The sequence below is a fragment of the Aeromicrobium sp. Root495 genome (assembly GCF_001426755.1).
Classification (GTDB): domain Bacteria; phylum Actinomycetota; class Actinomycetes; order Propionibacteriales; family Nocardioidaceae; genus Aeromicrobium.
The window spans coordinates 1938601-1964397 of sequence record NZ_LMFJ01000001.1; the positions used below are offsets into that span (position 1 = coordinate 1938601).

Consider the following 25797-nt stretch of genomic DNA (forward strand, 5'->3'; position numbering starts at 1 on the left):
ACCGCACGGACTGGGCTCAAACGGACGCGGACCCACCGCCCACCAGGCCCGACCGATCAAACGGACGCCAAGTCACCGCCCACCAGGCGGGGCGGGGCGCACGGATGGTGGGTCACCGCTCGGCGGGGGTGGCTGGCAGGATCGGGGGGTGACGATGCCGCCCGACCTGCTGGAGCTCGCCCTCACGGCCGAGGGGTTCATGCCGCCCGAGGAGGGCGAGGTGCTGCACCGCGTCGCGCGGGAGCGACTCCCCCACGGTCCGGTGCTCGAGGTGGGCACCTACTGCGGCAAGTCCGCGGTCTACCTGGGCGCGGCTGCGCGCGAGGTGGGCGGCACGGTCTTCACCGTCGACCACCACCGGGGGTCGGAGGAGAACCAGGCCGGCTGGGAGCACCACGACGCTTCTCTCGTCGACCCCGAGGTCGGCCGCATGGACACGCTCCCCCGCTTCCGGCGCACCATCGCCCAGGCCGGTCTCGAGGACCAGGTCGTCGCGATCATCGGCGCCTCCACCACCGTGGCCAGGCACTGGCGCACGCCGCTCTCGATGCTCTTCATCGACGGCGGCCACGGCGTGGAGCCGGCGCGCGACGACTACGCGTCGTGGACGCCCTGGGTGATGCCCGGCGGGATGCTCGTGATCCACGACGTCTTCCCCGACCCCGCCGATGGAGGCCGCCCCCCGTACGAGGAGATCTACCTCCCGGCGCTGCGGAGCGGACTCTTCATCGAGGTCGAGGCACACGGCTCGGTGCGCGTGCTGCAGCGGACCTAGCCTGCGAGTGGCGCAAAGCGGTTCCCGAGTGGCGCAGATTGGCGCGACACGCCGTCTCGGAAGTGCCAATCTGCGCCGCTCGCGGGGCGGGGGCGCGGGCGCGGGCTAGGCGGGCGGGCGGGGGTCAGTCGACGAGGGTGCTGGTGCAGGGGCACTCGAGGGCGAGCTCCTGGAAGTGCGGGGCGAGCGACGTCCCGCGCATGATGCCCGAGCCCGGGGTGGCGTGGCCGTAGATCTCGCCCAGCGCGTCGACCGCCAGAATGACGGCCGCCGCGGTGTACGTGGTCTGCTCGTTGGGCCAGTGCACGTTGCGCGGCTCCACCTCGCCCGACGGTCCGGTCTCGAAGTCCTGGTCTCCGTAGACCCAACCGGTCCAGTACGAGCCGTCCTCGTGGCGCAGGTGCTGGACGTCGGTGAGCAGCCGCAGCGCACGCTCGTGGTCGCCCGCGACGTCGAGCGCCATGACCAGCTCGCACGTCTCGGCGCCCGTGACCCAGGGGTTGGTGTCGACGCAGCGGATCCCGAGACCCGGCACCACGAAGTCGGTCCAGCGGGTGGCCAGCAGCTCGTTCGCCTCGGCTCCCCGCACCGCACCGCCGAGCACCGGGTAGTACCAGTCCATGGAGAACGTCGACTTGTCCGCGAAGAGGTCGCGGTGCTGCCGCAGGGCGTGGCCGAGGCGTCCGCCCGCGAGCTCCCACTCCGGCTGGGGGTCGTCGAGCAGGTCGGCGAGCGCCACGCCGGCTCGCAGCGAGTGGTAGATGCTGGAGCAGCCGGTCAGCAGGCAGATGTCGTCGACGGGCGTCCACCGGATGCCGCCCCACGGCGCCTGCAGCGAGACCACCCAGTCGAGCCCGGCCCGCACCGAGGGCCACCACCGACGCACCGCGTCGAGGTCGCGCCGCACGAGCCAGTGGTGCCACACGCCGACCGCGAAGTACGCCGACATGTTCACCTCGCCGCGGGGGTCCTCCACCTCGCCGTCGACGATCTTCATGGGCCACGAGCCGTCCTCGCGCTGCATCGTGGGCACCCAGTCGAGGGCGCGCTCGGCCGCCTCGACCTGATCACCGACGAGCAGCGCCATGGCGGCCTCGACATGGTTCCAGATGTCGACGTGCTCGCCGACCGACCACGGGATGGCGCCGCGGGGCTCCTGCATGCGCGCGATGGACGCGGCGGTCTCGGCCACCTGGTCCGCGCTCAGGACGCCGTCGACGAACGGCAGCTGCTGGGTCACGGGCTTCACTCGGGCTTGCGGAAGTACAGCACCATGCTCTTGCCGATGACGGGGTCGAGGACCCGGCCGGCGAGCTGGAGGGCCTTGGGCTGCTTCATGATCTCCCAGACCAGGATCTGGTGGTACGCCTTGGCGAGCGGGTGGGAGTCGTTCTCGACCCCGACGGCGCACTTGATCCACCAGTACGGCGAGTGCAGGCCGTGCGCGTAGCCGGTGCCGACGTGCTCGAGGCCGCGCTTCACGACCTTGTCGGTGAGCTCCTCGCGCGTGTAGATGCGGATGTGGCCACCGGGGGTGTTGTGGTAGTCCTCCGACAGCTTCCAGTTGACGACCTCGGGGAACCAGCGGGGCACCGAGACGGCGAGCGTGCCTCCAGGGCGCAGCACGCGGGCGAGCTCCTCGATGGCCTGGATGTCGGCGGGGATGTGCTCGAGCACCTCGGCGGCGACGATGCGGTCGAACTCGCCGTCGGGGTAGGGAAGCGCCAGGGCGTCGCCCTGCTTGACGTCGGCCTCGGCGCCCTCGGGCACCTCGCCGGCCTCTCGCATCGCGACGAAGAGGTCCTGGACGCCGGAGAGCTCCTCGGCGTCCTGGTCGAACGCGACGACGTCGGCGCCGCGGCGGTACATCTCGAAGCTGTGGCGACCGGCACCGGCCCCCATGTCGAGGACACGGTCACCGGGGCGCAGGCCCAGGCGGTCGAAGTCAACGGTGAGCATCAGTTCCCTCTCTCGGCCGCGAAGTCGGCCATGACCTTCTCGTAGGCGCCCGCCACCTGGACGGCGACCGCGTGCCAGCTGAACAGCTCCTCGACGCGGGCCCGGCCGGCCGCACCCATGCGGGCGCGGCGCTCGGGGTCGTCGAGCATCTTCTCGATCGCGGTGAGCAGCTCACCGACGTCGCCGGGCGTGACCTGGTCGGCGCACAGCCCGTCGGGGCCCACGACCTCGGGGATGGCCCCGGCGCGGGAGACCACGAGCGGCGTGGCGCACGCCATGAGCTCGGCGGTGGGGAGCGAGAAGCCCTCGTAGAGCGACGGGACGCACGCCACCTCGGCCGACCCCATGAGCTCGACGAGCTCGGCGTCGGAGATGCCGCTCACGAACCGGACGGAGTCCTTGATGCCGAGCCGCTCGATGAGGCGCTCGGTCTTGCCGCCCTGGGCCGGCTTGGTGACGAGCACGAGCTCGACGTCGCGCTCGGTGCGCAGCTTGGCGAACGCCTCCAGGAGCGTGGAGACGCCCTTCATGGGGGCGTCGGCGCTGGCCATGGCAAGGATGCGACCGGGCACCCGCGGCTCGGTGGGCGGCACGAACGACTCCTCCACGCCGAGCAGGATGACCTGCATGCGGGCGGGGTCGACGCCGAAGTCGGCGGCGATGTCGCGCTTGGAGGCCTCCGACGGCGTGAGGATCCACCGGGCCCGGCGGGCCACGTGCTTCTGCATGCGCAGGAAGCCGTACCACCGGTTGAGCGTGACCCGGCGCCACAGGTTGCGGGTCTGCGAGAGGTCGATGCGGCGGTCGAACGTGATGGGGTGGTGGATCGTGGTCATGAGCGGAGCGCCCGTGACCTTCTCGAGGTCGAGCATCCCGTGCCCCAGCACCTGGTTGTCGTGGAGCACGTCGAAGTCGCCGGCCCGCTCCGCCAGCACCGTGCGGACGCGCTTGCTGAACGTGCGCGGCTCCGGGAAGCCGGCCAGGCACATGATGGCGAACTCCTGGACGTCGACGAGGTCGCGGAACTCGCTCAGGCGCGGGACACGGAAGGGATCGGGCTCGCGGTAGAGGTCGAGGCTGGGCACCTCGGTGAGCAGGACGCCCTCGTCGAGCACGGGGTAGGGCTGACCGGAGAACACCTCGACGGAGTGGCCCAGCCGCACGAGCTCGCGCGTGAGGTGGCGGACGTAGACGCCCTGCCCTCCCACGTGGGGCTTGCTGCGGTAGGACAGCATCGCGATGCGCATGGGGACAACGTTCTCACCTGGGGCTACTCGCGCGTATGCCGACCCCGACAGTGCCACTGACACGATGCCGTTCTTCGTTGTGACGGAACGTAACATTGTGCAACAGTGTGACGGCCACCACGGCCGAGACGGCCACCATCGAGGGAGAAACCATGGCGCGACGCGCTCGTCCGACGATCCTGGCCTCGGCCGTCCTGATGCTGGTCGGCCTGCTGGCCGGCCTCGCACCTCAGGCAGCCAGCGCCGCGACGTCGCCGCTCGACGACCCCTTCTACACGTACTCGGGCAGCACGCCGCTCCAGGACGTCGCGGCCGGGACGGTGCTCAAGACCCGCACCGTCCCCTACTCCATCCAGGGGCTGCCCCTGCCGATCAAGGCCGTCCAGGTCCTGTACCGCACCCGGAACCAGCGCGGCGAGGCCGTCGTGAACGCCACCACCGTCGTGCGTCCGCTGCTGTCCCTGAGCCTGCGCCCCAAGGTCCTCTCGTACCAGTCGTTCTACGACTCCCTGAATCCCGAGGACCAGCCGTCCGCCGCCATCGCCGGCGGCCAGGGCCTGGGCAAGGCGATCGCGAACATCGAGACCCTCGTCTTCGCGCCCGCCCTCCTGGCGGGATACACCATCAACATCCCCGACACCGAGGGACAGACGGCCGACTTCGCCGCAGGCCCCGAGTACGGCTACACGACGCTCGACTCGCTCCGCGCCATCTCGCAGTCGCCGGCGGCCGGCGTGGGCACCACGTCGAAGATCGGGCTCATGGGGTACTCCGGTGGCGCCATCGGCTCGGAGTGGGCCGCCGAGCTGGCCGCCTCCTACGCACCCGCGGTCAGCAAGCGGATCGTCGGCACCGCGATCGGCGGCGTCCTCGTGCACCCGGGTCACAACCTGCACTACGTCGAGGGCTCCACGGTGTGGGCAGGCGTGCTGCCCATGGCCCTCGTGGGCATCTCACGAGGCTTCGGGATCGATCTCTCCGTCTACGCCAACGACTACGGCAAGAGCATCCTGACGAAGCTCCAGAAGGCCTCCATCGCCGAGGTCCTGGGCGCCTACCCCGGACTCACGTGGGCCAAGATCGCCAAGCCCGAGTTCAAGACCCCTGAGTCGGTGAAGGCCTACGTCGACGTCGCCAACCAGCTCATCATGAGCACGGGCGGCACGCCCTCGGCTCCTCTGTTCATCGGTCAGGGCACCGGCGGCTACCTCGAGGGCACCCAGCCCAGCGCCACGTACGGCGCCGGCGACGGCGTCATGATCGCCGGCGACGTGCGCTCGCTCGCCCGCACCTACTGCTCACGCGGGGTCACCGTGAAGTACGACGAGTACCTGCTCTCGCACTTCACCTCGGTGGCGCAGTGGCTGCCGTCCGCCTATGCCTGGCTCACCGCTCGCTTCGCCGGGCTCCCGGCACCGAGCAGCTGCGGCAAGATCGCGCCGGGCAACTCGCTCGAGCCGATCAAGCTCGTCCGGTAGCTCTCGCAGCACCACCTCCGGCGGACCCCTCCCACGACGGGAGGGGTCCGCTCACGTTTCATGGCACAAAGCATCATCACTGATGAAATAATCATCAAAGCCTTGACGCCGGCGACTCCTTGTCTGACGATTGATTCAGAGATGAAGGAGTGTTCGAGATGACCGACGTCCACGAGGACCTGCATCACGAGCAAGGCGCCCTGGCCGGCGAGCACCCCGGTCGCGCCCAGCAGCCGGTGATCAAGGTCCAGGACATCGCCTGGCTCGAGCTGGAGAAGCCCGACCTCGCGCGAGCCGAGGTGTTCGCTCACGCCTTCGGCTTCACCACCACCTACCGGTCGGCGAGCGAGCTGAACCTGCGCGGCTCCGACCCCGGCGCCCCCTGCGTGATCATCCGCAAGGGACGCTCGCGGTTCGTGGGTCCGGCGTTCCGCGCGGCCGACGCCGCCGACCTCGTCCGTCTCGCCGCGGCCACCGGGAGCACGGTGCGCCGGCTGCCCGAGCACCTGGGCGGACTCAGCGTCGACGTGCGCGAGCCCGCCGGCGCGCTCGTACGGGTCGTCGCAGACACCCTCGACCACGAGGCGCTCCCCTCCCAGGAGCCGCTGCCGCTCAACGTCGGGCACGACCTCCGCCGCACGAATGCCCCGCAGCGGCCGCCGCGCCGACCGGCCGTGGTCCAGCGCCTGGGCCACGTGGTCCTGCAGTCCACGCGGTACCGGGAGTCCCTGGACTGGTACCTCGAGCACCTCGGGCTCATCGTCAGCGACTTCCTGTTCTTCCCCGGCCAGCGCGAGCGCGGCCCCACCATGAGCTTCATCCGCTGCGACCGCGGCGACCAGCCGGCCGACCACCACACGCTGGCCCTGACGCTGGGCCCGCGGAACCGTTACGTGCACTCCGCCTACCAGGTGAGCGACCTCGACGCGCTGGCCGCAGGCGGCGAGCACCTCAGGGACCTCGGCTACCAGCACTCCTGGGGCATCGGCCGGCACATCCAGGGCAGCCAGATCTTCGACTACTGGCGCGACCCCGACGGCTTCCTCGTGGAGCACTTCACCGACGGCGACAGGTTCGACTGCTCCCTCGAGCCGGGCTGGGGCGAGATGACGGCCTCCAACCTGGCCCAGTGGGGACCGCCCGCCACGCCCGACTTCCTCGGCATCGCGCCGGGCAAGGAGTCGTTGCGCGAGGCCCTCGCCATGATTCCCGCCGTCCGCAACGACTCCGAGATCGACCTCAACCGCCTCCTCGGCCTGATGAAAGTGGCCCGCTCATGAGCCTCACCGTCCTCCGCACCTCCCCCACCGCCGGGACCTCCGCCTGGTACCTCCAGCTCGTCGACGGAGCCGCGGCCCGCATCGAGACCGCGGCCGAGACCACCCGCGAGCTCCTGGCCGACCGGTCGGCGGTCGAGGCCGCTCGTTCGTCCACGGACACCGTGCCCGTCGAGTCGCTGAACCTGGTCTCGCCCGTCACGCGACCGTGCCGCGTGGTGGCGCAGATGGCCAACTACGTCTCGCACGCCAAGGACGCGGGACTCGACCCCTCGACGCTCCCGCTGGCCTTCTTCCGCAAGTCCTCGGGCTCCATCAGCGGACCGTTCGACGACGTCGTCCGTCCTGCGCACGTGACCCTGCTCGACTACGAGGTGGAGATCGGGCTGGTGATCGGCCGCGAGCTGCCGGTGGGCACGACCGTCACGGCCGCCGACCTCCGCGGGCTCGTGGCAGGGCTCGTGATCACCAACGACGTCTCCGCGCGCGACCTGCAGCTGCCGAAGACACAGTTCTACGAGGCGAAGTCCTACCCGACCTTCACCCCCGTCGGACCCGCCCTCGTCCTGCTCGAGGACGACGAGCTCGACCGGCTCGGCGAGCTGGTCCTCCGGCTGTGGGTCAACGGCGAGGTCCGCCAGGACACGGCCGCGACCGACATGATCTACAAGCCGCTGGAGGCCCTGCAGACGCTGAGCGGCTTCCAGCACCTCGACGTCGGCGACCTGGTGCTCACCGGGACCCCGGTCGGCACCGCCCTGAGCGCCCCGCCGAAGCCGATCGAGATCATCGGCCACCTCCTGCCCCCGGCCCTGAAGTGGAAGGCGTTCTTCAAGGGCCAGGCCAAGAACCCGCGCTACCTCCAGGACGGCGACCTCATGGAGCTGGAGATCGCCACGCCCGACCGGTCGCTCGACCTCGGGACGCAGCGCACGACCGTGCGATGGACCCGGTGAGCCTGGCCGACCGGCCCGTCGTCGTGGTGGGCGCCGGCCCCGTCGGCGCTTCCGCGGCCATCCTCCTCGCGCAGCGCGGGGTGCCGGTGGTCGTGCTCGACCGGTGGGCCGACATCTACCCGCAGCCGCGGGCGGTCCACCTCGACGACGAGGTGCACCGCATCCTGGCCACGATGGGCGTGGCGCAGGAGTTCGCGGCCATCTCCCGCCCCGGCGGCGGGCTCCGGCTCGTCGACCACCGACTTCGCGTGATGGGCAGCTACGAGCGCGCGGGGATCTCGGAGACGAACGGATACCCGCGCGCCAACATGTACGACCAGCCGGACCTCGAGCGCGTGCTCCGCACCCGCATGGCTGCACTCCCCCTCATCACCCTCCGCGGCGGTGTGGAGGTCACGACGGTCGAGCCGACCTCGCCCGGGTCCGCCACGGTCCACCTGCGCGACGTCGCGACGCAGGTCGACGAGCGGCTGGAGGCGCGGTTCGTCCTGGGGTGCGACGGCGCCAACAGCACCGTGCGGACATCGATGGGCGCCGCGATGAAGGACCTCGGCTTCGAGCAGCGCTGGCTCGTGCTCGACGTCGAGACCTCGGTGGACCTGCGCCAGTGGGACGGCGTGCAGCAGGTGTGTGACTCCCGACGGGCCGCCACCTTCATGCGCATCGGCGCGACCCGGTACCGCTGGGAGCTCCGGCTCCTCGAGGGCGAGTCGCCCGACGACCTGGCGACGATCGAGCAGGTCCTGCCGCTCCTCTCCCCCTGGACCGCCGGCGTCCCGGTGGAGGAGCTGCGGCTCGTGCGTGTCACCCCGTACACGTTCCGTGCCGCCCTGGCCGACCGCTGGCGCTCCGGACCCGTCTTCCTCCTCGGCGACGCCGCACACCTCACGCCGCCGTTCATCGGCCAGGGGCTGGGAGCCGGGGTGCGCGACGCCGCCAACCTCACGTGGAAGCTCTCCGGCGTGCTCACCGGCAGCCTGGCCTCCGACGTGCTCGACAGCTACGAGACGGAGCGGTCGGCGCACGCCCGCGCGCTGGTGGAGCTGGCCCTGCGGGTCGGGCTGGCCATGACCAGCGGCGGACGCGTCGGCGACGTGGCCCGCAAGGCCGTCATCCCCGCCCTCGGACTGGTGCCGGGCATCAGGCACCAGGTGAGCGACAGCACGACCCCGCCCCTGGTGCCCTCGCCGCTCGTGGCCGGCCGAGGACTCCTGCGCCGCGGCGACCGCCTCGCGGGCAGCCTCGTCCCGAACCTGCCCCTCCCGTCCACCGACCGGGCGGGGGCACGGCTCGACGACCACCTCGGCGGTCGTTGGGCGCTGGTCACGCTCGTGCCCCTCGCCCCCAGCGACCGGGAGCGACTGCAGAGCCTCGACGTGTGCGTCGTCGAGGCCGAGGCCAGCGGGCTGCGGTCCTGGCTCGACCAGGGTGGGGTCGCAGCCGCCGTGGTCCGCCCCGACGGCGCCGTCATGGCCTCGTTCGGCAGCCCGTCCGAAGCTGTCTCGGCCGTCCTCTCCACGCTGCGTCCGGCGACGTCGCCCCACCCGGTCACGAGGTCCGCACCGCGCGACGAGGTCCTGGCATGATCGGAGCCGTGACCACCCAGGAGACCCGGTTCGACCGTCGCAAGGCCCGCACCCGCGCCGCGCTGGTGGGTGCCGCGCAGGAGCTGCTGGCCCAGGGCCTCACGAACGTCTCCATCCAGGAGGTCACCGAGTCCGCCGACGTGGGGCTCGGCAGCTTCTACAACCACTTCGCGAGCAAGGACGAGCTGTTCGAGGCCGCGGTCCAGGACGCCCTGGAGACGCTCGGCGCCTTCCTGGACTCCGCCGGCGGTCGGCACGACGACCCCGCCGAGGTGTTCTGCACGAGCTTCCGTCTCATGGGCCGGCTGCACCGGGTGCGTCCGAGCCTGAGCCAGCTGCTGCTGCGCCAGGGCCACCGCATCGCCACGTCCGACGAGGGGCTCGCCCCGCGGGCCCGCCGCGACCTGGAGGCGGCCCGCGACGCGGGGCGCTTCACGTTCGCCGACCTCGACGTGGCCATGGTCATGGTCACCGGGGCCACGATCGCCCTGGGGCAGCTGCTGCACGACCAGCCCGACCGCGACGAGGCCGCCACCGTCGACGACGTCACCGCTGCCGTGCTCGTGGCCCTGGGCCTGCCGGCCGAGGAGTCCGCCGCACTCGCCGCCGCCCCCCTGAGCAGCGCGGTCCCCACGTCCCTGTCCTGAGCGGGGCTACCGCCAGGCCGTGAGCTTGGCGGGGTTGAGCACGATCCAGATGTCCTTCACCGTGTCTGCCGCGATGCCGAAGGTGACCACCGCAGCCACCTCGCCCGCGCGACGCAGGACGAGCCCGGTCCGCCCCTCCACGAGCTCGTCGTCGAAGGTGAGCGAAGGATCCTTGGCGAGCAGGCCCAGGACGAACCTGCCGACCCGGTCGGCGCCGTGCACGGCGTTGCGGGCAGCCCGCACCACTCCCCCGCCGTCGCTGCTCACCGTGACGTCGGGATCGAGGAGCGGGAGCAACGCCAGCAGGTCTCCTGTGGCGCACGCGGCGAGGAAGCCCTCGACGACGCGATGGTGGTCTGCGGGGGTGGCGGCCTCACGCTTCCGCCGCTCGCGGACGTCCCGCCGGGCGGCGGAGGCCAGCGTGCGGCAGGCCTGAGGGGTGCGACCCACGACCTGTGCGACCTCGGCGAACGTCAGCCCGAAGACGTCGTGCAGCACGAACGCGACCCGCTCGGCCGGCGTGAGCGAGTCGAGCACCACCATCACGGCCGACGTCACCTCGTCGTCGAGCGTCACACGCTCCGCGGGGTCGGCCGGTGACGAGGCGGACGGCAGCATCGAGGACGGCCGGGGCTCGGGCAGCCACGGACCGACGTACTGCTCACGCCGCGCCCGGGCGGATCCCAGCACGTCGAGGCAGACGCGGCTCACCACCGTGGTGAGCCAGGCCCCCGGGTTCCGGATCTCCGCCTGCTCCTGCTCGCTGAGGCGGAACCACCGGGCGTAGCCCTCCTGCACGGCGTCCTCGGCCTCGGCGGTGGTGCCGAGGAGACGGAACGCGGTGGCCAGGAGCCGGCTCCGCTCCTCGAGCGCCTGACCGATGGACGGGACGGGCTCGGTCATGGCGACTCGACGCCCCCGAGCCACTGCTCGAAGGTCTGCGTCCCGTGGTCGGCGTCCTGGTCGGCGACGAGCGAGCCGTCGCGCATGGCCCGTCCGAACCGGCCGGGCAGCGGTACGGCGACGACGCGGCGCCGGTCGCCCACGGCCCGGCCGTAGGCCCTGACCATGTCGACCATGCGCAGGGTGGCCGGGCCGCCGAGGTCGGTCGTCCGGCCGGCCGGCGGCCCGACGGCGAGGTCGACGAGCCGCTCCGCCACCTCGCGAGCGGCGACGGGCTGGCTCCGCATGCGCGGCACCACCATGACCGGGCCGAAGGCGAACGAGCCGTGGAGCTGCTGGGCGAACTCGTGGAACTGGGTGGCCCGCAGGACCGTGGACGGGACGGGGCCGTCGAGGACCAGCTGCTCCTGCAGCACCTTCCCGGCGTAGTAGCCCTCGGGCGCCGCATCGACGCCGACGATCGAGAGGACCACGTGGTGGGTCACCCCGGCCTCGGCACCGGCCGCGAGGAGGTGACGCGTGACCGTCCCGAAGAACGCCTCCGACTCCTCGGTCCGCTGCGTCTGGACCGACGTCACGTCGACCACGACCTCGACGCCGGCCAGCGAGTCGACGAGCCCCTCCGCCGTGAGGAGGTCGACCCCCTCGCCCCGGGACAGGACCAGGACGTCGTGTCCACGCTCCTGCGCGACCTGCACGACGTGACGGCCGACCATGCCGGTTCCACCGGCGACTGCGATCCTCATGGGTTCTTCCTCTCGTTGGCCAGTCTCCCGGATCGTGGACGCGGCGGGACCAGCAGCGGCACCACCAGCACGATCGTGAGGCTGAGGGACACGACCTGGCCCACGGCGTCGACGACGTCGAAGCCGTCGAGGTGCGCCAGGTGGTAGCCCAGGTGTGGGACGGAGAACACGAGCCACGCGACGCCCACGACGCGACCGGGCTCCGCTCGGCGGCACGCCGCCGCGACGAGGCTCGCTGCCGCCAGCGCCACGTAGAGCGAGCCGACGTCGCGCACGAGGTGCTCGTTGTACGGCCCGTCCACGGCCACCCACAGGTGCCCGAGGCCCGGGAAGGAGTCGTAGAACGAGCGCGGCGCGGCAGCCGCCCACAGGCCGACGTACAGCCCCAGGGCCGCGGTGATGACGAGGACGGCTCGTCGCAGGAACGTGTTCATGCTCCTTCGACGACGCAGCCCCCCGCAGTGTGAGGCGCGCCTGGACGCAGGGAGGCGGTCAGGCCTCGGCGCGCTCGAACACGTGCAGCATCTTGGTGATCTCGAAGATGCGCTGGACCGGCGGCGAGATGGCACCGAGCTGCAGCCGCCCGCCGGAGCGGTCCTGCTGCTTCTTGATGCCGAGCAGCGCACCGAGCCCGCTGGAGTCGACGAAGCCGACGCCCTCGAGGTCGAGGACCAGGGTTCCCCCACCGATGTCGAGGTGGTCGACCTGCGCACGCAGCGACACCGCTGACTGCATGTCGATCTCGCCCGCGACCGTGAGCACGGTGCGGTCCTCCTGCACGTCGCTCCCGAACGTCAGGTCGCTCATCGTCCATCTCCTTCCGTGGACCGCCAGGTCCGTGCGCTCCAGATGCTCTTGCCTCGGCCGGTCGGCCTGATGCCCCACTCGTCGGACAGCGCCTCCACGATGTGGAGCCCCCGTCCGCTCTCGTCGTCGTCGGACGGGTCGCGCGACGTGGGCAGGCGCTCCTCGGCGTCGTCGTCGACGAGCACCACCACTCGGGCGCCGGTCCGCTCCAGCCGGAGCCGGACGTGGTCCCCTCCGTGCACGAGGGCATTGGTGACGAGCTCGCTCGAGACCAGCGCGAGGTCGCGCACGACGTCCTCCGGGACGTCCCACGCGTCGAGCTGGCTCATGACGAACGCCCGCGCGTCGGCCACGCTCAGCGTGACCCCCTCGCGCAGCATCGACAGGGTGGCGACGAGGTCGGCCGGGCCCACGCGGGCCATGAGGATGGCCACGTCGTCGTCGGGTCCGTCGGGCAAAAGGGCGTCGACGACGGCCTCGGGCAGGCCGACGATCGACTCGCGCCCGCGGCGGTCGAGCTCTCGCTCGAGGCGGCGGATGCCGTCGTCGATGTTCTCTCCGCGGTGCTCCACAAGCCCATCAGTGTAGAAGACGATGAGGGAACCGGTGTCGACGGCCACCGGCTCGGACCTGCCGTCGGCGTACCCCGTCCCGAGCGGCGGGCCGCCCTCGGTGAGCCGCCGGACGATGCCTTCGCGCCCCACGAGGAGAGGCGGCAGGTGCCCGGCGTTGGCGTAGCAGAGCGTCTCCTCGGCGGGGTCGAAGATCCCATAGACGCACGTGACGATCTGATCGCCCGAGAGCTCCTCGACGAGCTTGTCCAGGTGGGTCAGCACCTCGTGCGGCGCGAGGTCGAGGCTCGCGTAGGCGCGGGCCGCCGAGCGCAGCTGCCCCATGACGGAGGCGGCCCGGACGCCGCGGCCCATGACGTCGCCCATGACGAAGGCGGTGCGGCCGTCGGCGAGCTCGATGATGTCGTACCAGTCGCCTCCGACGTACGTGCCCTCCACGCCGGCGCGGTAGAACGTGGCCACGTCGAGGTGCTCGAGGTCGAACGTGTCGGCGGGCAGCAGGCTGCGCTGGAGCTCCTCGGCGATGGAGTGCTCACGCTGCGCGGCCTCCTCGCGGGCCCGCGCGGCGGCCAGGGCCTGCTCGGCCGCTCGCTGCTCGGTGACGTCCTGGAGCGAGCCCTGCAGGACGACCGCCTCGCCGTCCTCGTCGCCCACGAGGGCAGCACGCACCGAGACGTGTCGCTCCACGCCGTCGGCGCGACGGACCACCCGCATGTCGTACGCCGTGACGTCGTTCACCTCGAGGGCCGCCAGCTCCCCCTCGACCCGCTCGAGGTCGTCGGGGTGGATGACGCCGGTGAGCACGCCGGGATAGCCCAGCTCCTCGAACTCGCGACGGGTGTAGCCCAGCACGCGGAGGAGCTCGTCGGACCCGGTGACGGTCCGGAGTCGGAGGTCGACCTCCCAGCTGCCCACCTTGGCCAGGCGCTGGGCCTGGTCGAGCAGCGCCTCGCTGCGCTCGAGGGTGGCACGGATGCGCCGGACCCGGTCGAGCTCGAGGTTGACCCGGACCCGGGCCAGGAGCTCGCGGGCTGCGAAGGGCTTGACGAGGTAGTCGGCGGCGCCGGCCTCGAGGCCCTCGACCGTGCCCTCCTCGCCGGCGCGCGCGCTCAGCATGATGACCGGGATGCTCGTGGTGCGCGGCTCGGCCTGGAGCCGGGCCAGGAGCCCGAACCCGTCGAGCCGCGGCATGGTGACGTCGGAGATGACCAGGTCGGGCGGGGACTGCTGGATCTGCTCCAGCGCGTCGAGGCCGTCGGCCGCCGAGGACACCGAGTAGAGGTCGCTCAGCAGTCCCGCCACGTAGGAGCGCATGTCGTCGTTGTCGTCGACGACCAGGACGCGTGGACGGCTGGAGTCCGCCACGACGGTCTGGGGCGTCGCGGAGTCGATCGCCGGCTGGATCCAGCGCCACACCTCGGACACGATGCCGGCCGGGGCCGCCCCGATGTCGGTCCGCGGCTCTGGGCTCTCGACGACCTCGGCGGACGGAAGGTGGCCCCGTCCGAGCGGGATGCGGACCGTCATGGCGGTGCCGACGTCGACCGTGCTCTCGACGCTCGCGGAACCGCCGTGCAGCTCGGCCAGCTCGGCCACCAGGGCGAGGCCGACGCCCGACCCCTCGTGCGTGCGGGCGACGGCACCACGGACGCGGTGGAAGCGCTCGAAGAGGTGCGGCAGCTCGACGGCCGAGATGCCGCACCCGGTGTCGACGACGGTGAGCACGGCCTCGCCGTCCTCCTCACGCAACGTCACGGCGATGCCGCCCTCGAAGGTGAACTTGAAGGCGTTGGACAGCAGGTTGAGCACGATCTTGGCCCAGTGCTCGACGTCGACGTACGCCTCGCCCCGCAGAGGCTCGAGGTCGGCCGTGAGCGTGAGCCCGGCCTGGGTGGCGGCAGACTCGAACATCGCGACGAGCGGCTCGGTGACTCGGCCGAGGTCGACCGGCTCGAAGTGCGAGGTGATGCCGCCGGCCTCGAGCCGGGAGAAGTCGAGCAGGCTGTTGACGAGCTGAAGCAGGCGCTGCCCGTTGCGCTCGATGACCTCGAAGCGGCCCCTCTGCGGATCGTCCGGGTCGAGGGCCGGGTCTCGGAGGGCGTCCTCGGTGGGACCGAGCAGGAGCGTGAGCGGCGTCCTGAACTCGTGGCTCACGTTGGTGAAGAAGTCGGTCTTGGCCTGGTCGAGCCGGGCGAGCGTCTCGGCGCGGCGCTTCTCCCCCTCGAACGTGCGCGCCGCCGTGATGCTGCCGGCGATCTGGCCGGCCACGAGGTCGACGAACCCCCCGTAGGTCTCGTCGAGCGGACGGTACCGACTGAGCCCGGCCACCAGGAACCCGTAGGGCTCCTCCGACGCGGCACCGGCGAGCGGCACCGCCACGGCCTGCGTGGGCGGACGGTCCCACGGACCAGGCGGCGCGTCGTCCGGCAGGTCGACGAGCACGGTCCGGCCGGCGAGCGGCTCGGCCAGCGGCCACGGCGAGGCCGGGTCGTCCAGGGCGATGCGGACGGGCGCGAGCCGGTGCCCCTCGGGCGTTCCTGCCGTGCCGGCGAGCCGAACCGTGTCGCCGTCGCGCAGGTAGACGAGGGCGAACGGGAGGGACAACGGGTCGGTCTCGATCTGCTCGACCGCCGCAGCGACCGCCTCGGTCTCGGTGAGGTGGCCCGACGTCCGGGCGGCGAGGTCACGCAGCGTCGTCATGCGGCGTGTGGAGATGGCCTGGTCCGTCACCTCGCTGACGACGCAGAGCATGCCCTCCACGTGGCCGTCGTCGTCGGCGAGGGGGCTGTAGGAGAACGTGTGGTAGGTCTCCTCGACGAACCCGCTGCGCTCGAGCAGGAGCTGGAGGGACTCGTCCCACGTGGCCTCGCCCGTGGTCATCACGGTGTCGATGCGCGGCGCGATGTCGTCCCAGATCTCCGACCAGACCTCGCTCGCGGGACGCCCGAGCGCCCACGGGTACTTCTTGCCGAGGGTGTCGCGCCGGTAGGAGTCGTTGCAGAAGAAGGTCAGCTCGGGACCCCAGGCCATCCACATGGAGAACTTGGAGGACAGCAGGATCCGCACCGCCGTCTTGAGGCTCTGCGACCAGCCCTCGGATGGGCCCAGGGTCGTGGCGGCCCAGTCGACGACGGACAGGTCTCGACCGACCTCGCTGCTCGACCAGCTGCGTTCCATCGACGTCCCTGTCGCAGTTGCGGGAGGTGGTGCGAGGTCGAACGACCCGCGCGGCTTGTTGCACGCGAGGCTCAGTATGCCGAGTCAGCCGCTCCACCGCACGGCCAGGCCCTGCCGCGGAACGCGTCGACCCCGCAGACTCAGGCGCGGGCGCCGACGATCTCGGCCAGCAGTCGCCTCGTCCGGGTCGCCTCCGGGAGGAGCCGGGTCATCCAGACGTGGAACATCGCCGACACCTCGTGCACGTGCAGGCTCACGTCGGCGTGCTCCGCCCGGGCGGCGAGGTCGTCCACCGCGGGACGCAGGATGTCGCGGTCGCCGATCAGCACGTCGACCGGCGGCAGTCCGTCGAGAGAGCCGTTGACGGGGCTCACGACGGGGTCCGCCGGGTCGCGCTCGCCCGCCCACCATCGCCCCGCGGCGCGGAGGCCGGACTCGGCCAGCATGGGGTCGGTGGCCTCCAGCCCGCGGACACCGGCCTCGTCGAGGGTGGCGTCGAGCCAGGGGCAGAGCGCCACCACGCCGGTCACCTCAGCGTCCGGGAGCTCGAGCATCCGCCGGGCCAGGACGAGCACGAGCGCACCACCCGCGGAGTCGCCCATGAGCACCGTCGGTCCAGCGGTGGCGACGTCGGCCACCAGGCCTTCGAGGAGCGGCAGCACGTCGTCGACCGTGGCCTCGGGCGCCAGCGGGTAGGCCGGCACGACGACCTCGGACCCCGCGGAGGCCAGGCTGCGGACGAGTCGCCAGTAGTCGACGGTCAACGGATGGACGTAGCCGCCGCCGTGCAGGTAGACGATCCGTGAGGTGGCACCCGCACGACGCGGTCCGACGGTCCAGACCGTCATGTCGTGGGACGTGCGCGACGAGACGCGACAACGGCGCCGCGTCCACACTGTGGGTGGCCGGTTGCCCGAGCGCTGGCGGTCGCGCGCCTTCTCGAGCGTCCGCTCCTCGCCCTCGAACGCCTCCTTGTCGCGCATCAGGCGCATGCCCAGCACGTAGAGCCGCGCGGCCAGGGTCATCGGTCGGTCGTCGACGTCCCACGTCACCTGTCCCACGACGCCGATGCTGCCACCGGCTCCGCGCCACCGCCTCCGCAGCGCCAGACTGTCCTCGTGCCCCGCGAGTACAGCGTCACCATCACACCCCAGATCCTGCGCGTCCTGCCCGGACGTCACGCGATCGTCGCAGGCCGTCCGAGCCAGGGCGACGAGGTGGCCGCCTTCGTCGACGCCCCCGACGACCCCACCACGGTGCGCGAGGCGCGAGCAGGCGAGGAGACGTGGCGCGCGATCTCCTCGCACGGCAGCGCGCACGGGCTGGAGACGGCGGGGATGACGGCGTCGCTCCTCGTCCCGCTTGCTGCGGCCGACGTGGGCGTCTTCGTCACGTCGACCTCGAGGGCCGACCTGGTCCACGTGGCCGAGGCCCAGCTGGACCTCGCCGTGACGGCGCTGACCGAGGCCGGTCACGTCGTCGAGCGCTGATCTCCGGCGCTGCTCCGGACCGGCCCAGCCGAAGGTCAGGCCCAGAGCAGCCGACCGTCGGGACCGGTGCCGCGGTAGAGCGACTCCCCCCAGCGCGGGGACCGGTCCTTGTCCACGAGCACGGCGCGCACGCCCTCGACGAAGTCGGGCGAGGTGCTGACGAGGCGTCCGGCGGCCAGCTCGGCGTCGAGGCAGGCGCGCAGGTCGCGCTGACGACCCCACAGCAGGAGGTCGTGCGTGACGGAGAGGCTCTGGGGCGAGGCGGACTCGAGCAGCTCGAGGGTCGAGGCGGCCCAGGGCGTGGTCTCCTCACGCAGCCGGGCCAGCACGGCCGGGACGTCGGGGGCGGAGAACACCCGGTCGATCGCCTCGCGGTGCTCGCCCAGGACAGAGGTTCCCGGTGCGGGCAGGGCCACCGAGCGGAGCACCTGCTCGACCGGGCGAGGGTCGGCGGCCAGGAGCCCCGGAACCTGGGCGAGGTCCTCCGACCCGACGAGGTGGGTGGCGAGGCCGACGTGGAGGGCGTCGGCCGCGTCGAGCCTCGCGCCCGTGAGCCCGAGGTACGTCCCGACCGCGCCGGGCAGGCGCGGCAGGACGTGCGTGGTGCCGACGTCGGGGAAGAACCCGATGGCCGTCTCTGGCATGGCCAGGACAGCGCGCTCCGTCACGACGCGGAACGGGCCGTGGACCGACAACCCGATGCCGCCGCCCATGCAGATCCCGTCGACGAGGGCCACGACCGGCACGGGGTAGGTGCCGAGGAGGTGGTTCACCTCGTACTCGGTGGCGAAGAAGGCCTCGTTGGCCTCGTGCTCACCCGCGAGCGAGTCCTGGCGGACCTGACGGATGTCACCACCCGCACAGAAGGCCCGCTCGGAGGCGCTCTCCACCGTCACGGCCCGCAGGCCCAGTGACGTCCAGTCCGTCAGGACGTCGCGCAGGTGCCGCACCATGGCGAGCGTCAGCGCGTTGAGCGCTCGCGGACGGTCGAGGACGATCCGTCCCAGGCCGTCCTCGACGCGCGTCTCCAGGCCCAGGGGCTCGGACTGGGTCATCGACCGTCCCTTCGTCGTGGACGGTCATCCTTGCAGCCCTCAGCTGCGGGTCAGACCGTGGTCCCGCCGTCCCGACGGACGCTGGAGCGCCGCGGGGTGGCTGGGCGCGTGACGGCGACAACCGACCGATCCGACCCACGGGCGGGAGTCGACGAGGCGGACGAAGTCGTGCTCCATCGGGTCGCGGTGGCCGTTGAGCGCCTGGCCGCGCACGAGCGATCGCCACGTGTACGAGTAGGTGGAGCGGTGCTGATCGGTGCAGAGGCCCTCGCGGGGCGCCTGCTGGCTCGGGGCCCCCACGACGGGCTTGCAGCGCGGCTCCATCACAGCCCTTCCGAGACGGCGACGCCGAGCCGGACCTCGTCGGCGGCGCGAGCGGCCTCGGACCGGCTCACGAACCACTCGCCCGACTCGGCCACCCGCACGGCTCGGCTCCAGGCCCGCCAGCGGAACTTGCCTCCCGCGTCGACGTAGACCTCGAACCTCGACTCCTCTGCCCGGGCCCTGAAGGCTTCGGCAGCCTCCCGGGCCGCGTCGTCGGAGTCGAGCGGGGCTCCGGACCACGCCACGAGGTACCCGCCGGCAGCGTGCAACCACCACGCCGGACGACCGGCCAGCGTGTTCATGATCGTGAAGGCCGGCGGTCGGGTCGACCTGCCGTCGCCCTGTGCACGTGCGTCCTGTGCACGACCCATCGTGGTGCTCATGTCTGACTCGACCCCGTTCCAACTGCGGTGACTGGCTGATCCGCGCTTTCGCATGATCGTCTGCGGTGTGAAAGGGACGTCCCAGGAACGGGTTCATGACGTCGAACGGCGACTTTTCCTCGGGACACCCTCGACCCACTAGACGTGCCCCCTCCGGGGAGCGCCCCGAAGCGTTTCGAGGCCGCCCGCCGGGGTACCTGTCCCACGTGCTGACTCCCAAGCCCCGTGGCCGCCTGAGCGAGGCCGTGATCGATCACCTCGTCGACCGGGCCCCGCTGCCCGCCGACCCCCTCGAGGTCCTGGACCACGACGAGGACCTCCAGCTCGCGTTGTGGACCGTCTACGAGCTCGCGTACCGCGGGTTCGACGACGTGGACGACGCCATGGAGTGGGACCCCGACCTGCTGCGGGTCCGACGCGACCTGGAGCAGGTCTTCGAGGCCGAGCTCCGGGCCCGGTGCACGCAGCCCGAGACCGACGACGTCGTGACGGCCCTGTTCGACATCGCCGAGTCCGACGACGGGCCCAGCCTCGCGCACCACGTCCAGCGCAAGGCCACGAAGGAGCAGGTGCTCCAGCTCCTGCGCATGCGGTCGGTCTACCACCTCAAGGAGGCCGACCCCACCACCTGGACGCTGCCGCGTCTCACCGGTCGAGCCAGGGCCGCCCTCGTGGAGCTGCAGTACGACGAGTTCGGCGCCGGACGGCCCGACCGCGTCCACCAGGACCTCTTCGCCCGGGGGCTGCAGGCCTGCGGCATCGATCCGGCCTCGCGGCGGCTCGTCGACGAGGCGCCCGTCCAGGTGCTGCGCCAGAACAACGCCCTGTCCCTGTTCGGCCTCCATCGCCGGCTCCGCGGCGCTTCCCTCGGACACCTGGCAGCGTTCGAGGCGACCAGCTCAGTGCCGTCGCGCCGGATGGCCCGCGGCATCCAGCGGCTCGGCCTGCCCCAGGAGATGGCCGACTACTACCTCGAGCACGTGGAGGCCGACGCCATTCACGAGCAGCTCGCGATCCGCGAGATCTGCGCCCCGCTCGTGGAGGGCGAGCCGCACCTCGCGGGCGACGTCCTCCTCGGTGCGGCGGTCTGCGTGGCCCTCGAGGCCGACCTCGCCGAGCACCTGCTCGAGGAGTGGTCGGCATGAGCCAGGGACCCGAGCCCCGGCCCGACGTCATCCTGTGCCCCGGCGGCCCCATGCTGCTGCGCGGCGACCACGTCGTGCAGGACGCCGACGGCGTGGGCCACGCGACGACCCGTCCGGTGTCGGCCGTGTGCCGGTGCCTGCGGTCAGCGACGTCGCCCTGGTGCGACGGCACGCACAAGCTGCTTCCGCCCGAGCAGCGCCCCGCCTGAGCTCAGGCTCCTCGGAACACGTCGAGGACGGTGGGTGCCTCAGGACGCGGCACGACGACCTCGACCGGGTCGAGCGCGCTCACCCGCCCGTTCTTCACCACGCGGGCATAGGCGCCCACCCTCCCCTCCACGGCGAAGCGCCTGACCCAGCCCCGGGTGTCGTCGCCGCCCACCCAGCGGGCGAAGGTCTGGCACGGTGTGCGCGGTCCCGTGATCTGGATCTCGACCGCGTCGGGACCCGCGCCCACACGCCACACCTCGCCGACACGCGCGGCGCTCGGGTCGAGACCCTGGACCCGGAAGTTCTCGCCGAACCAGCCCGGCGTGAGGTCGCGTCCCAGCTCGCGGCTCCAGTGCGCCGCATCGTCCTCGCCGTAGAGGTAGACCGCCTTGTCCAGGCCCCCGTGGAACTTTCGGTCGGCCTGCACGTCGGCGTAGAGGCCGTACGGGCCCACCTTCACCGGGCCCTGGACGGGCCGCTTGTCGATGGCCGTGGTGCCCACCATCCCGGGGTCGGGGAGGATCTGGTGCACGACACAGGCGGCGACGAGGTGGGCCATGCCCCGATCGTAGGGCGTCGAGGCCCTCCCACGGCCGAGCCCGGCGGCTCAGCCCTCGGCGTGCCTCAGGAGGGCGACGGCTCCGCGCTCGAAGGTGCGGACCTCCGCGATCTCGAGACCCCACGCCAGCGCCTCCGAGGCGAGCCGCTCCACCTGCTCCGACGTCCCGACCTGGAGCAGGACGGCACCCCCGGGCGCGAGGTGCGTGCCGGCCACCTGGAGGCACCGCCGGGCGACGTCGAGCCCGTCGCCTCCCCCGTCGATGGCCCACACGGGGTCCTCGGGGAAGCCCGGGACGTCGGTGCTGGGCACCCACGGCGGATCGGCCACGACGAGGATGAACTGTTCCCCGTCGGCCAGCGCCTCGTCCATGGACCCGCACCTGACGTCTGCCTCGACCCCCGCAGCGGCCGCGTTGCGACGGGCATACCCGCACGCGGCCTCGCTGCGGTCGACCTGCACGATCGCTCGTGCGGTGCCCACCACGGCGGCGAGGCCGATCTGGCCGGCCCCGCTGCACAGCTCGAGCACCCGTCCTTCCGGAAGCGTCCCGAGGAGCTCGGTGCCCCAGGCGGACTGGGCCAGCGTCCAGGGACGTGGGACCAGGACGTGCTCGTCGAACACGACGTCGATCGGGCCGAACGGCATCGTCACCTCGGTCGGCGACGGCGCCACGTCCGGGTCAGAAGACAGGCTTGCCACCGGTCACCCCCAGGACGGTGCCGGAGACGTAGCTCGCGTCACGCTCCGAGGCCAGGAACACGAACGCGGGCGCCACCTCGGCCGGCTGCCCGGCCCGCCCCAGTGGGGTGTCCTCGCCGAAGGCCGCCACCTTCTCGGCCGGCTGGGTGGCCGGCTGGAGCGGCGTCCAGATGGGACCCGGCGCCACCGCGTTGACCCGGACTCCGTCCGGACCCAGCTGGGCGGCGAGGTTGACGGTCACGTTGTTGATCGCGGCCTTCGTCGAGGCGTAGTCGAGCAGCGACGTGGAGGGCTCGTACGCCTGGATGGAGGCGTTGTTGATGATGCAGCCGCGGCGCTCCTTGAGGTGCGGCTCCGCCGCACGGACGAGCCAGAAGAGCGCGTAGAGGTTCGTCTTGAACGTCCGGTCGAGGCGCTCGTCGGTGATGTCCTGGATGCTCTCCTGGCGTGCCATCTGGTAGCCCGCGTTGTTCACGAGCACGTCCAGGCCGCCGAGCTGCTCGACGGTCTGCCGGACCACCTCGTCGCACACCGAGCTCTCGCGCAGGTCGGCCTCGAGGGCCACGACCCGCCGTCCGGCCGACTCCACCAGCGAGGCCGTCGTGTCGGCGTCCTCGCGCTCCTCCGAGAGATACGTGAAGGCGATGTCGGCGCCCTCGCGGGCGTAGGCGAGAGCGACGGCGCGGCCGATGCCCGAGTCACCACCGGTGATCAGCGCGACCTTGCCCTCGAGACGTCCGTCGCCGCGGTACGACTCCTCGCCGTGGTCGGGGACGGGGTCCATCGCCTCGGTGGATCCCGGCGGTTCCTGCTGCTGCTCGGGGAAGCTGTCGTCGCTCATCGTGTCTCCTGTCTCGTGGTCGTGAGGGGCCGCGGGGTCGAGCGGCGGGGTCGGTCAGGTCCGTCTGATGGGTACCCCACGGCAGGCGATCCAAGCGCCCGCATGGGACGACCACCCCCGGGTACAGGAGGCCCATGGACCTGCTGAAGCACTACGTCCGGCTCCACCTGACAGCGATGTCCGCCGGCATCGACCTGTTCGGCCGCAGCGAAGGCATCGAGGACGAGGAGGCCCGGAAGCTCGCGACGGACGTCCGCCACCAGCTCGTCGAGCAGCGGGAGGCCCTCCGCCTGGTGGCGCGGCGCATCGGCGCCTCCGAGCCGCGCCTCCCCGCCCTCGCGGCGAGGGCGGGCGAGCGTCTCGGCCGGCTCAAGCCCAACGGCAGCCTCGTGCACCGCACGCCGCTCACCGACGTGGTCGACCTGGAGGCCATGCACGACGTGGCGTGCGGCCTGGTCGCCGGCTGGTCCGCCCTCCAGGAGGTCGATGACCCGCGAGTGGACCGGGACAAGGTCCGACGCCTGCTCGCGCAGGGTCAGGACCAGGTCGAGCGGCTTCGCGACGTCCACCGGACTGCAGCGCGGCGGGCCTTCGCCTGAGTCAGGCCTCGGCCGGGCCCTCGTCGTCCTGACCGTCCTGGTGCGCCGGGGCGGAGGGCGAGGGCTCCGTGGGCGGCTCGTCGGTGTCAGGCTCCGTGTCCGGCGAGACGGACGGGTCGACGGGGGCGTTGCCGGAGCGGCCGGGGCCGTGGTCAGGACGGAACGAGGGCATCATGGCGTCCACGTACCCACGGCCGGTCCTGTCACTCGTCGGCTCGGTCGGACTCGGGCTCGGACTCGGTGAACTCCGCGTCGCAGGCCACGCACGAGTAGAGGGCCAGGCCCTGGCCCTCGCCGAGACGGATGGCAGTGTGCTGGCCGCACTCCGGGCAGTTTCTGATGAGGTCGCTCACGCGGCGGGAGGTCCTTCGGGGAGGTCCGCGCCGCCGACTGCCTCAGCGGTACGCGCGACAGCCTAGCGACGGGCTCGGAGGAGCCGATGTCGGGTCGCACGGGGCGCGCGACCCCGCTGGGTGCTCAACAGGGCCACGCCGGTCGGGGGTACCCGGTCCTGCCCGGTCCCAAGCATCAGACGCTGGCCCGTCGCGTCAGCCTACTCGGGCAGGCCCCGGATCTCGGCCACCTGACGGGCGACGTCGCGCAGCTTCACGTTGTGGTCCTGGGAGTAGCGCCGCAGCACCTCGAACGCCCGGTCGGAGTCGACCTCGTAGCGCTCCATCACGATGCCCATGGCGATGCCGATGACCTTGCGGGCGTCGGCCGCCTTGCGCAGTCCCTCGAGGTCGCGGTTGGAGGCCAGCGCGAGCGAGGCATGGCGCGCGAGGATCGACGCCACCGCGACGTCGTCCTCGTCGAACGCGTGGGGGCGGGACGCGTAGACGTTGAGCGAGCCGTAACGACGCGCGGCTGTGGCGAGCGGCACGCTCACGACGCTGCGGTAGCCCAGCTCGAGCACGGCGGCACCCCACCGGGGCCAGCGGTCGTCGAAGGTCAGGTCCTCGATCTGGTAGATGGTGTCGCGGTTCTCCAGCGCGTCGAGGCATGGTCCCTCGTCGAGCTCGACCTGCAGGTCGTGGGCGCGCGCCACAGGACCGCTCGTGGCGGCGGCGGTCTCGATGCGGTTGCGTGCCTGGACCAGGAGCACCCCGGCGTCGTCGCACCCGACGGCCGAGCGGGCGAACTCCGCCACGCGCTCCACCGTCTGCTCGCTGTCGGCCGACTCATGCAGCGCCAGAGCGATCTCGCTGAGGTCCAGGCCCTGGTGGGGTCCTGGACGTCCCGTGGGCCCTGGCGCAGGAGGAGGGGGGAGGGTCGTCATGGGGTCGTTCCTTTCTGCGACGAGGCCGGGAAGGCCCCCGTGAGGAGAAAATACCGAACGATCGATGCTCCCGTCCGGTTGCGTCCCTCGCGATGCAGTGTGACCGTGGGAAGAGGTTGAGCAGCAGCCGTGCACACCATCAGCAACACCGGGGGGAACCATGGCTGCGACCAGCATCCAGCACGACCTCATCATCACCCACCTGGGCCTGGCTCGACGCCTCGCTCGTGGTTTTCGTGGGCGCGGCGTGGAGGACGACGACCTCGAGCAGGTCGCCAACCTCGCGCTCGTCAAGGCTGCGGCCGGCTTCGACGAGTCGCGTGGGGCCTTCGCTGCCTTCGCGACCGCGACCATCCGCGGCGAGATCAAGCGACACTTCCGTGACCGTGCCTGGGGCGTCCGTCCGCCTCGTCGTCTGCAGGAGCTGCAGGCCCAGCTCAGCGCCGAGCACAGCGGGGACGTGACCTCGGCGAACGTCACGCAGCTCGCCGACCGGCTGGGCGCCGACCCCAAGGACGTCAAGGAGGCCGCCGCTGCCCGCGGCTGCTACTCCCCCGACTCCCTCGACCTCGCCCTCGAGGCCGGGCACGAGCGAGGGGAGGTCGACGGGCGCCTCGAGCAGGTCGACGAGTGGGTCACCTTCTGCGCCGCGAGCAAGGGCCTCAGCGCGCAGGAGCGTCAGCTCCTGCAGTGGAGGTTCGTCGAGGACAGGACCCAGCAGGACATCGCCGATCGTCTGCACATCAGCCAGATGCAGGTGTCGCGTCGGTTGTCCTCCCTGCTGACCGGCCTGCGCGAGGCGGTCGGTGGCGCCGAGGCCGCCTGATGGCGACTCGAGGGGCGCGCCGATCGCGCCTGCAGCACCTGCGGCACCGCTACGCCGCGACGTTGGTGATCTGTGCCTTGGTGGTGGCCCTGTCCGTCTGGGGCCTGGCCACGAACGACCAGCACCAGGGCTACAGCGTCATCGCCTTCACCGCCCTGGCGCTGGTGGCGGCGCTCGTCGCCGTCGGCAGCACGATCGCCCGCGCCAAGGTCGGCCAGGACGTCGGTGAGCAGGAGCTCGACCACCACGCATGA

General features: G+C 72.0%; 30 protein-coding genes. 12 read left to right on the top strand and 18 right to left on the bottom strand.

Features of this window, described 5'->3' with window-relative positions; genetic code table 11:
• Positions 1-154 precede the first annotated feature (154 nt).
• Positions 155-775 (top strand): class I SAM-dependent methyltransferase, encoded by a 621-nt coding sequence (locus ASD11_RS09665; RefSeq protein ID WP_056288674.1) that lies wholly within the window; start codon positions 155-157, stop codon positions 773-775.
• Positions 776-899: 124 nt separating this feature from the next.
• Here ASD11_RS09665 and ASD11_RS09670 read toward each other — a convergent pair whose 3' ends face one another.
• From ASD11_RS09670 to ASD11_RS09680, 3 genes are read right to left on the bottom strand one after another with little or no spacing between them, the layout of a single operon-like run.
• Entirely contained in the window at positions 900-2015 is a 1116-nt protein-coding gene (locus ASD11_RS09670) for a prenyltransferase (protein WP_056288676.1), read from the bottom strand.
• 5 nt (positions 2016-2020) lie between these two features.
• Positions 2021-2734 carry a class I SAM-dependent methyltransferase gene (locus ASD11_RS09675; RefSeq protein WP_056286409.1) on the bottom strand — a complete coding sequence of 238 codons (714 nt, stop codon included), beginning with the start codon at positions 2732-2734 and terminating at the stop codon, positions 2021-2023.
• Positions 2734-3981, bottom strand: a complete 1248-nt coding sequence (locus ASD11_RS09680; RefSeq protein WP_056286412.1) for a glycosyltransferase family 4 protein — start codon at positions 3979-3981, stop codon at positions 2734-2736. Before ASD11_RS09680 ends, ASD11_RS09675 begins: the two co-directional genes overlap by 1 nt.
• A gap of 107 nt (positions 3982-4088) precedes the next feature.
• Between ASD11_RS09680 and ASD11_RS09685 the strand changes: the two genes are divergently transcribed.
• The 5 genes from ASD11_RS09685 (at position 4089) to ASD11_RS09705 (ending at position 9925) form a co-directional block, all read left to right on the top strand.
• Positions 4089-5459 carry a lipase family protein gene (locus ASD11_RS09685; protein WP_235503287.1) on the top strand — a complete coding sequence of 457 codons (1371 nt, stop codon included), beginning with the start codon at positions 4089-4091 and terminating at the stop codon, positions 5457-5459.
• A gap of 158 nt (positions 5460-5617) precedes the next feature.
• Entirely contained in the window at positions 5618-6739 is a 1122-nt protein-coding gene (locus ASD11_RS09690) for a VOC family protein (protein WP_056288682.1), read from the top strand.
• Entirely contained in the window at positions 6736-7692 is a 957-nt protein-coding gene (locus ASD11_RS09695; protein ID WP_056286414.1) for a fumarylacetoacetate hydrolase family protein, read from the top strand. The genes ASD11_RS09690 and ASD11_RS09695 overlap by 4 nt, the downstream gene beginning before the upstream one ends.
• Positions 7680-9278 carry a bifunctional 3-(3-hydroxy-phenyl)propionate/3-hydroxycinnamic acid hydroxylase MhpA gene (gene mhpA / locus ASD11_RS09700; protein WP_056286417.1) on the top strand — a complete coding sequence of 533 codons (1599 nt, stop codon included), beginning with the start codon at positions 7680-7682 and terminating at the stop codon, positions 9276-9278. The genes ASD11_RS09695 and mhpA overlap by 13 nt, the downstream gene beginning before the upstream one ends.
• Positions 9275-9925 carry a TetR/AcrR family transcriptional regulator gene (locus ASD11_RS09705; protein WP_056286419.1) on the top strand — a complete coding sequence of 217 codons (651 nt, stop codon included), beginning with the start codon at positions 9275-9277 and terminating at the stop codon, positions 9923-9925. Before mhpA ends, ASD11_RS09705 begins: the two co-directional genes overlap by 4 nt.
• Positions 9926-9931: 6 nt before the next feature.
• Here ASD11_RS09705 and sigJ read toward each other — a convergent pair whose 3' ends face one another.
• The 6 genes from sigJ to ASD11_RS09735 all read right to left on the bottom strand — a co-directional run bounded on the left by sigJ (position 9932) and on the right by ASD11_RS09735 (position 17191).
• Complete coding sequence (sigJ, locus tag ASD11_RS09710; protein WP_056286422.1) at positions 9932-10828, bottom strand: RNA polymerase sigma factor SigJ; 897 nt, start codon at positions 10826-10828, stop codon at positions 9932-9934.
• A complete protein-coding gene (locus ASD11_RS09715; RefSeq protein ID WP_056286425.1) occupies positions 10825-11574 on the bottom strand; it encodes an SDR family oxidoreductase in 750 nt (249 codons plus the stop codon). The genes sigJ and ASD11_RS09715 overlap by 4 nt, the downstream gene beginning before the upstream one ends.
• Entirely contained in the window at positions 11571-12008 is a 438-nt protein-coding gene (locus ASD11_RS09720) for a hypothetical protein (protein WP_056286429.1), read from the bottom strand. The genes ASD11_RS09715 and ASD11_RS09720 overlap by 4 nt, the downstream gene beginning before the upstream one ends.
• Before the next feature lie 58 nt (positions 12009-12066).
• Positions 12067-12381 (bottom strand): STAS domain-containing protein, encoded by a 315-nt coding sequence (locus tag ASD11_RS09725; protein WP_056286432.1) that lies wholly within the window; start codon positions 12379-12381, stop codon positions 12067-12069.
• Positions 12378-16130, bottom strand: a complete 3753-nt coding sequence (locus ASD11_RS09730) for a SpoIIE family protein phosphatase (protein WP_056286437.1) — start codon at positions 16128-16130, stop codon at positions 12378-12380. The genes ASD11_RS09725 and ASD11_RS09730 overlap by 4 nt, the downstream gene beginning before the upstream one ends.
• Positions 16131-16270: 140 nt before the next feature.
• Complete coding sequence (locus ASD11_RS09735) at positions 16271-17191, bottom strand: alpha/beta hydrolase fold domain-containing protein (RefSeq protein WP_156464669.1); 921 nt, start codon at positions 17189-17191, stop codon at positions 16271-16273.
• A 57-nt stretch (positions 17192-17248) separates the two neighbouring features.
• Between ASD11_RS09735 and ASD11_RS09740 the strand changes: the two genes are divergently transcribed.
• Positions 17249-17620 (top strand): ACT domain-containing protein, encoded by a 372-nt coding sequence (locus tag ASD11_RS09740; protein WP_056286443.1) that lies wholly within the window; start codon positions 17249-17251, stop codon positions 17618-17620.
• Positions 17621-17655: 35 nt separating this feature from the next.
• Here the strand turns inward: ASD11_RS09740 and ASD11_RS09745 are convergent, their stop codons facing one another.
• From ASD11_RS09745 to ASD11_RS09755, 3 genes are read right to left on the bottom strand one after another with little or no spacing between them, the layout of a single operon-like run.
• Positions 17656-18675, bottom strand: coding sequence for an enoyl-CoA hydratase/isomerase family protein (locus tag ASD11_RS09745; protein ID WP_056286447.1), 1020 nt, complete (start codon positions 18673-18675; stop codon positions 17656-17658).
• A 39-nt stretch (positions 18676-18714) separates the two neighbouring features.
• Positions 18715-18999: a hypothetical protein gene (locus tag ASD11_RS09750; protein WP_056286451.1), complete on the bottom strand. Its 285-nt coding sequence runs from the start codon at positions 18997-18999 to the stop codon at positions 18715-18717.
• Positions 18999-19382 carry a hypothetical protein gene (locus ASD11_RS09755; RefSeq protein ID WP_056286455.1) on the bottom strand — a complete coding sequence of 128 codons (384 nt, stop codon included), beginning with the start codon at positions 19380-19382 and terminating at the stop codon, positions 18999-19001. The genes ASD11_RS09750 and ASD11_RS09755 overlap by 1 nt, the downstream gene beginning before the upstream one ends.
• Before the next feature lie 206 nt (positions 19383-19588).
• Here ASD11_RS09755 and ASD11_RS09760 point away from each other — a divergent pair, with 206 nt between their 5' ends.
• Positions 19589-20527: an iron-containing redox enzyme family protein gene (locus ASD11_RS09760; RefSeq protein ID WP_235503288.1), complete on the top strand. Its 939-nt coding sequence runs from the start codon at positions 19589-19591 to the stop codon at positions 20525-20527.
• Positions 20524-20736 carry a CDGSH iron-sulfur domain-containing protein gene (locus ASD11_RS09765; protein ID WP_056288686.1) on the top strand — a complete coding sequence of 71 codons (213 nt, stop codon included), beginning with the start codon at positions 20524-20526 and terminating at the stop codon, positions 20734-20736. The genes ASD11_RS09760 and ASD11_RS09765 overlap by 4 nt, the downstream gene beginning before the upstream one ends.
• A gap of 2 nt (positions 20737-20738) precedes the next feature.
• Here ASD11_RS09765 and ASD11_RS09770 read toward each other — a convergent pair whose 3' ends face one another.
• The 3 genes from ASD11_RS09770 to ASD11_RS09780 are packed head-to-tail and all read right to left on the bottom strand — an operon-like array spanning position 20739 to position 22839.
• Positions 20739-21296 (bottom strand): MOSC domain-containing protein, encoded by a 558-nt coding sequence (locus ASD11_RS09770; protein ID WP_056286460.1) that lies wholly within the window; start codon positions 21294-21296, stop codon positions 20739-20741.
• A 48-nt stretch (positions 21297-21344) separates the two neighbouring features.
• Entirely contained in the window at positions 21345-21971 is a 627-nt protein-coding gene (locus ASD11_RS09775) for a methyltransferase (protein ID WP_235503289.1), read from the bottom strand.
• Positions 21972-21978: 7 nt separating this feature from the next.
• Positions 21979-22839 (bottom strand): glucose 1-dehydrogenase, encoded by an 861-nt coding sequence (locus tag ASD11_RS09780; RefSeq protein WP_056286463.1) that lies wholly within the window; start codon positions 22837-22839, stop codon positions 21979-21981.
• Positions 22840-22973: 134 nt separating this feature from the next.
• On the opposite strand from ASD11_RS09780, the gene ASD11_RS09785 reads away from it, so the two are divergent.
• On the top strand, positions 22974-23438 hold the full coding sequence (locus tag ASD11_RS09785) for a hypothetical protein (protein WP_056286466.1): 465 nt from the start codon (positions 22974-22976) through the stop codon (positions 23436-23438).
• 1 nt (position 23439) lies between these two features.
• On the opposite strand, the gene ASD11_RS09790 is transcribed toward ASD11_RS09785, so the two are convergent.
• The 3 genes from ASD11_RS09790 to ASD11_RS09795 form a co-directional block, all read right to left on the bottom strand.
• A complete protein-coding gene (locus ASD11_RS09790) occupies positions 23440-23613 on the bottom strand; it encodes a hypothetical protein (RefSeq protein WP_156464671.1) in 174 nt (57 codons plus the stop codon).
• 28 nt (positions 23614-23641) lie between these two features.
• Positions 23642-23791: a hypothetical protein gene (locus tag ASD11_RS18130; RefSeq protein WP_156464672.1), complete on the bottom strand. Its 150-nt coding sequence runs from the start codon at positions 23789-23791 to the stop codon at positions 23642-23644.
• 200 nt (positions 23792-23991) lie between these two features.
• On the bottom strand, positions 23992-24717 hold the full coding sequence (locus ASD11_RS09795; RefSeq protein ID WP_056286471.1) for a GAF and ANTAR domain-containing protein: 726 nt from the start codon (positions 24715-24717) through the stop codon (positions 23992-23994).
• Between the two features lie 160 nt (positions 24718-24877).
• Between ASD11_RS09795 and ASD11_RS09800 the strand changes: the two genes are divergently transcribed.
• A complete protein-coding gene (locus ASD11_RS09800) occupies positions 24878-25543 on the top strand; it encodes a sigma-70 family RNA polymerase sigma factor (protein WP_056286474.1) in 666 nt (221 codons plus the stop codon).
• Positions 25543-25797 (top strand): hypothetical protein, encoded by a 255-nt coding sequence (locus ASD11_RS18135; protein ID WP_156464674.1) that lies wholly within the window; start codon positions 25543-25545, stop codon positions 25795-25797. Before ASD11_RS09800 ends, ASD11_RS18135 begins: the two co-directional genes overlap by 1 nt.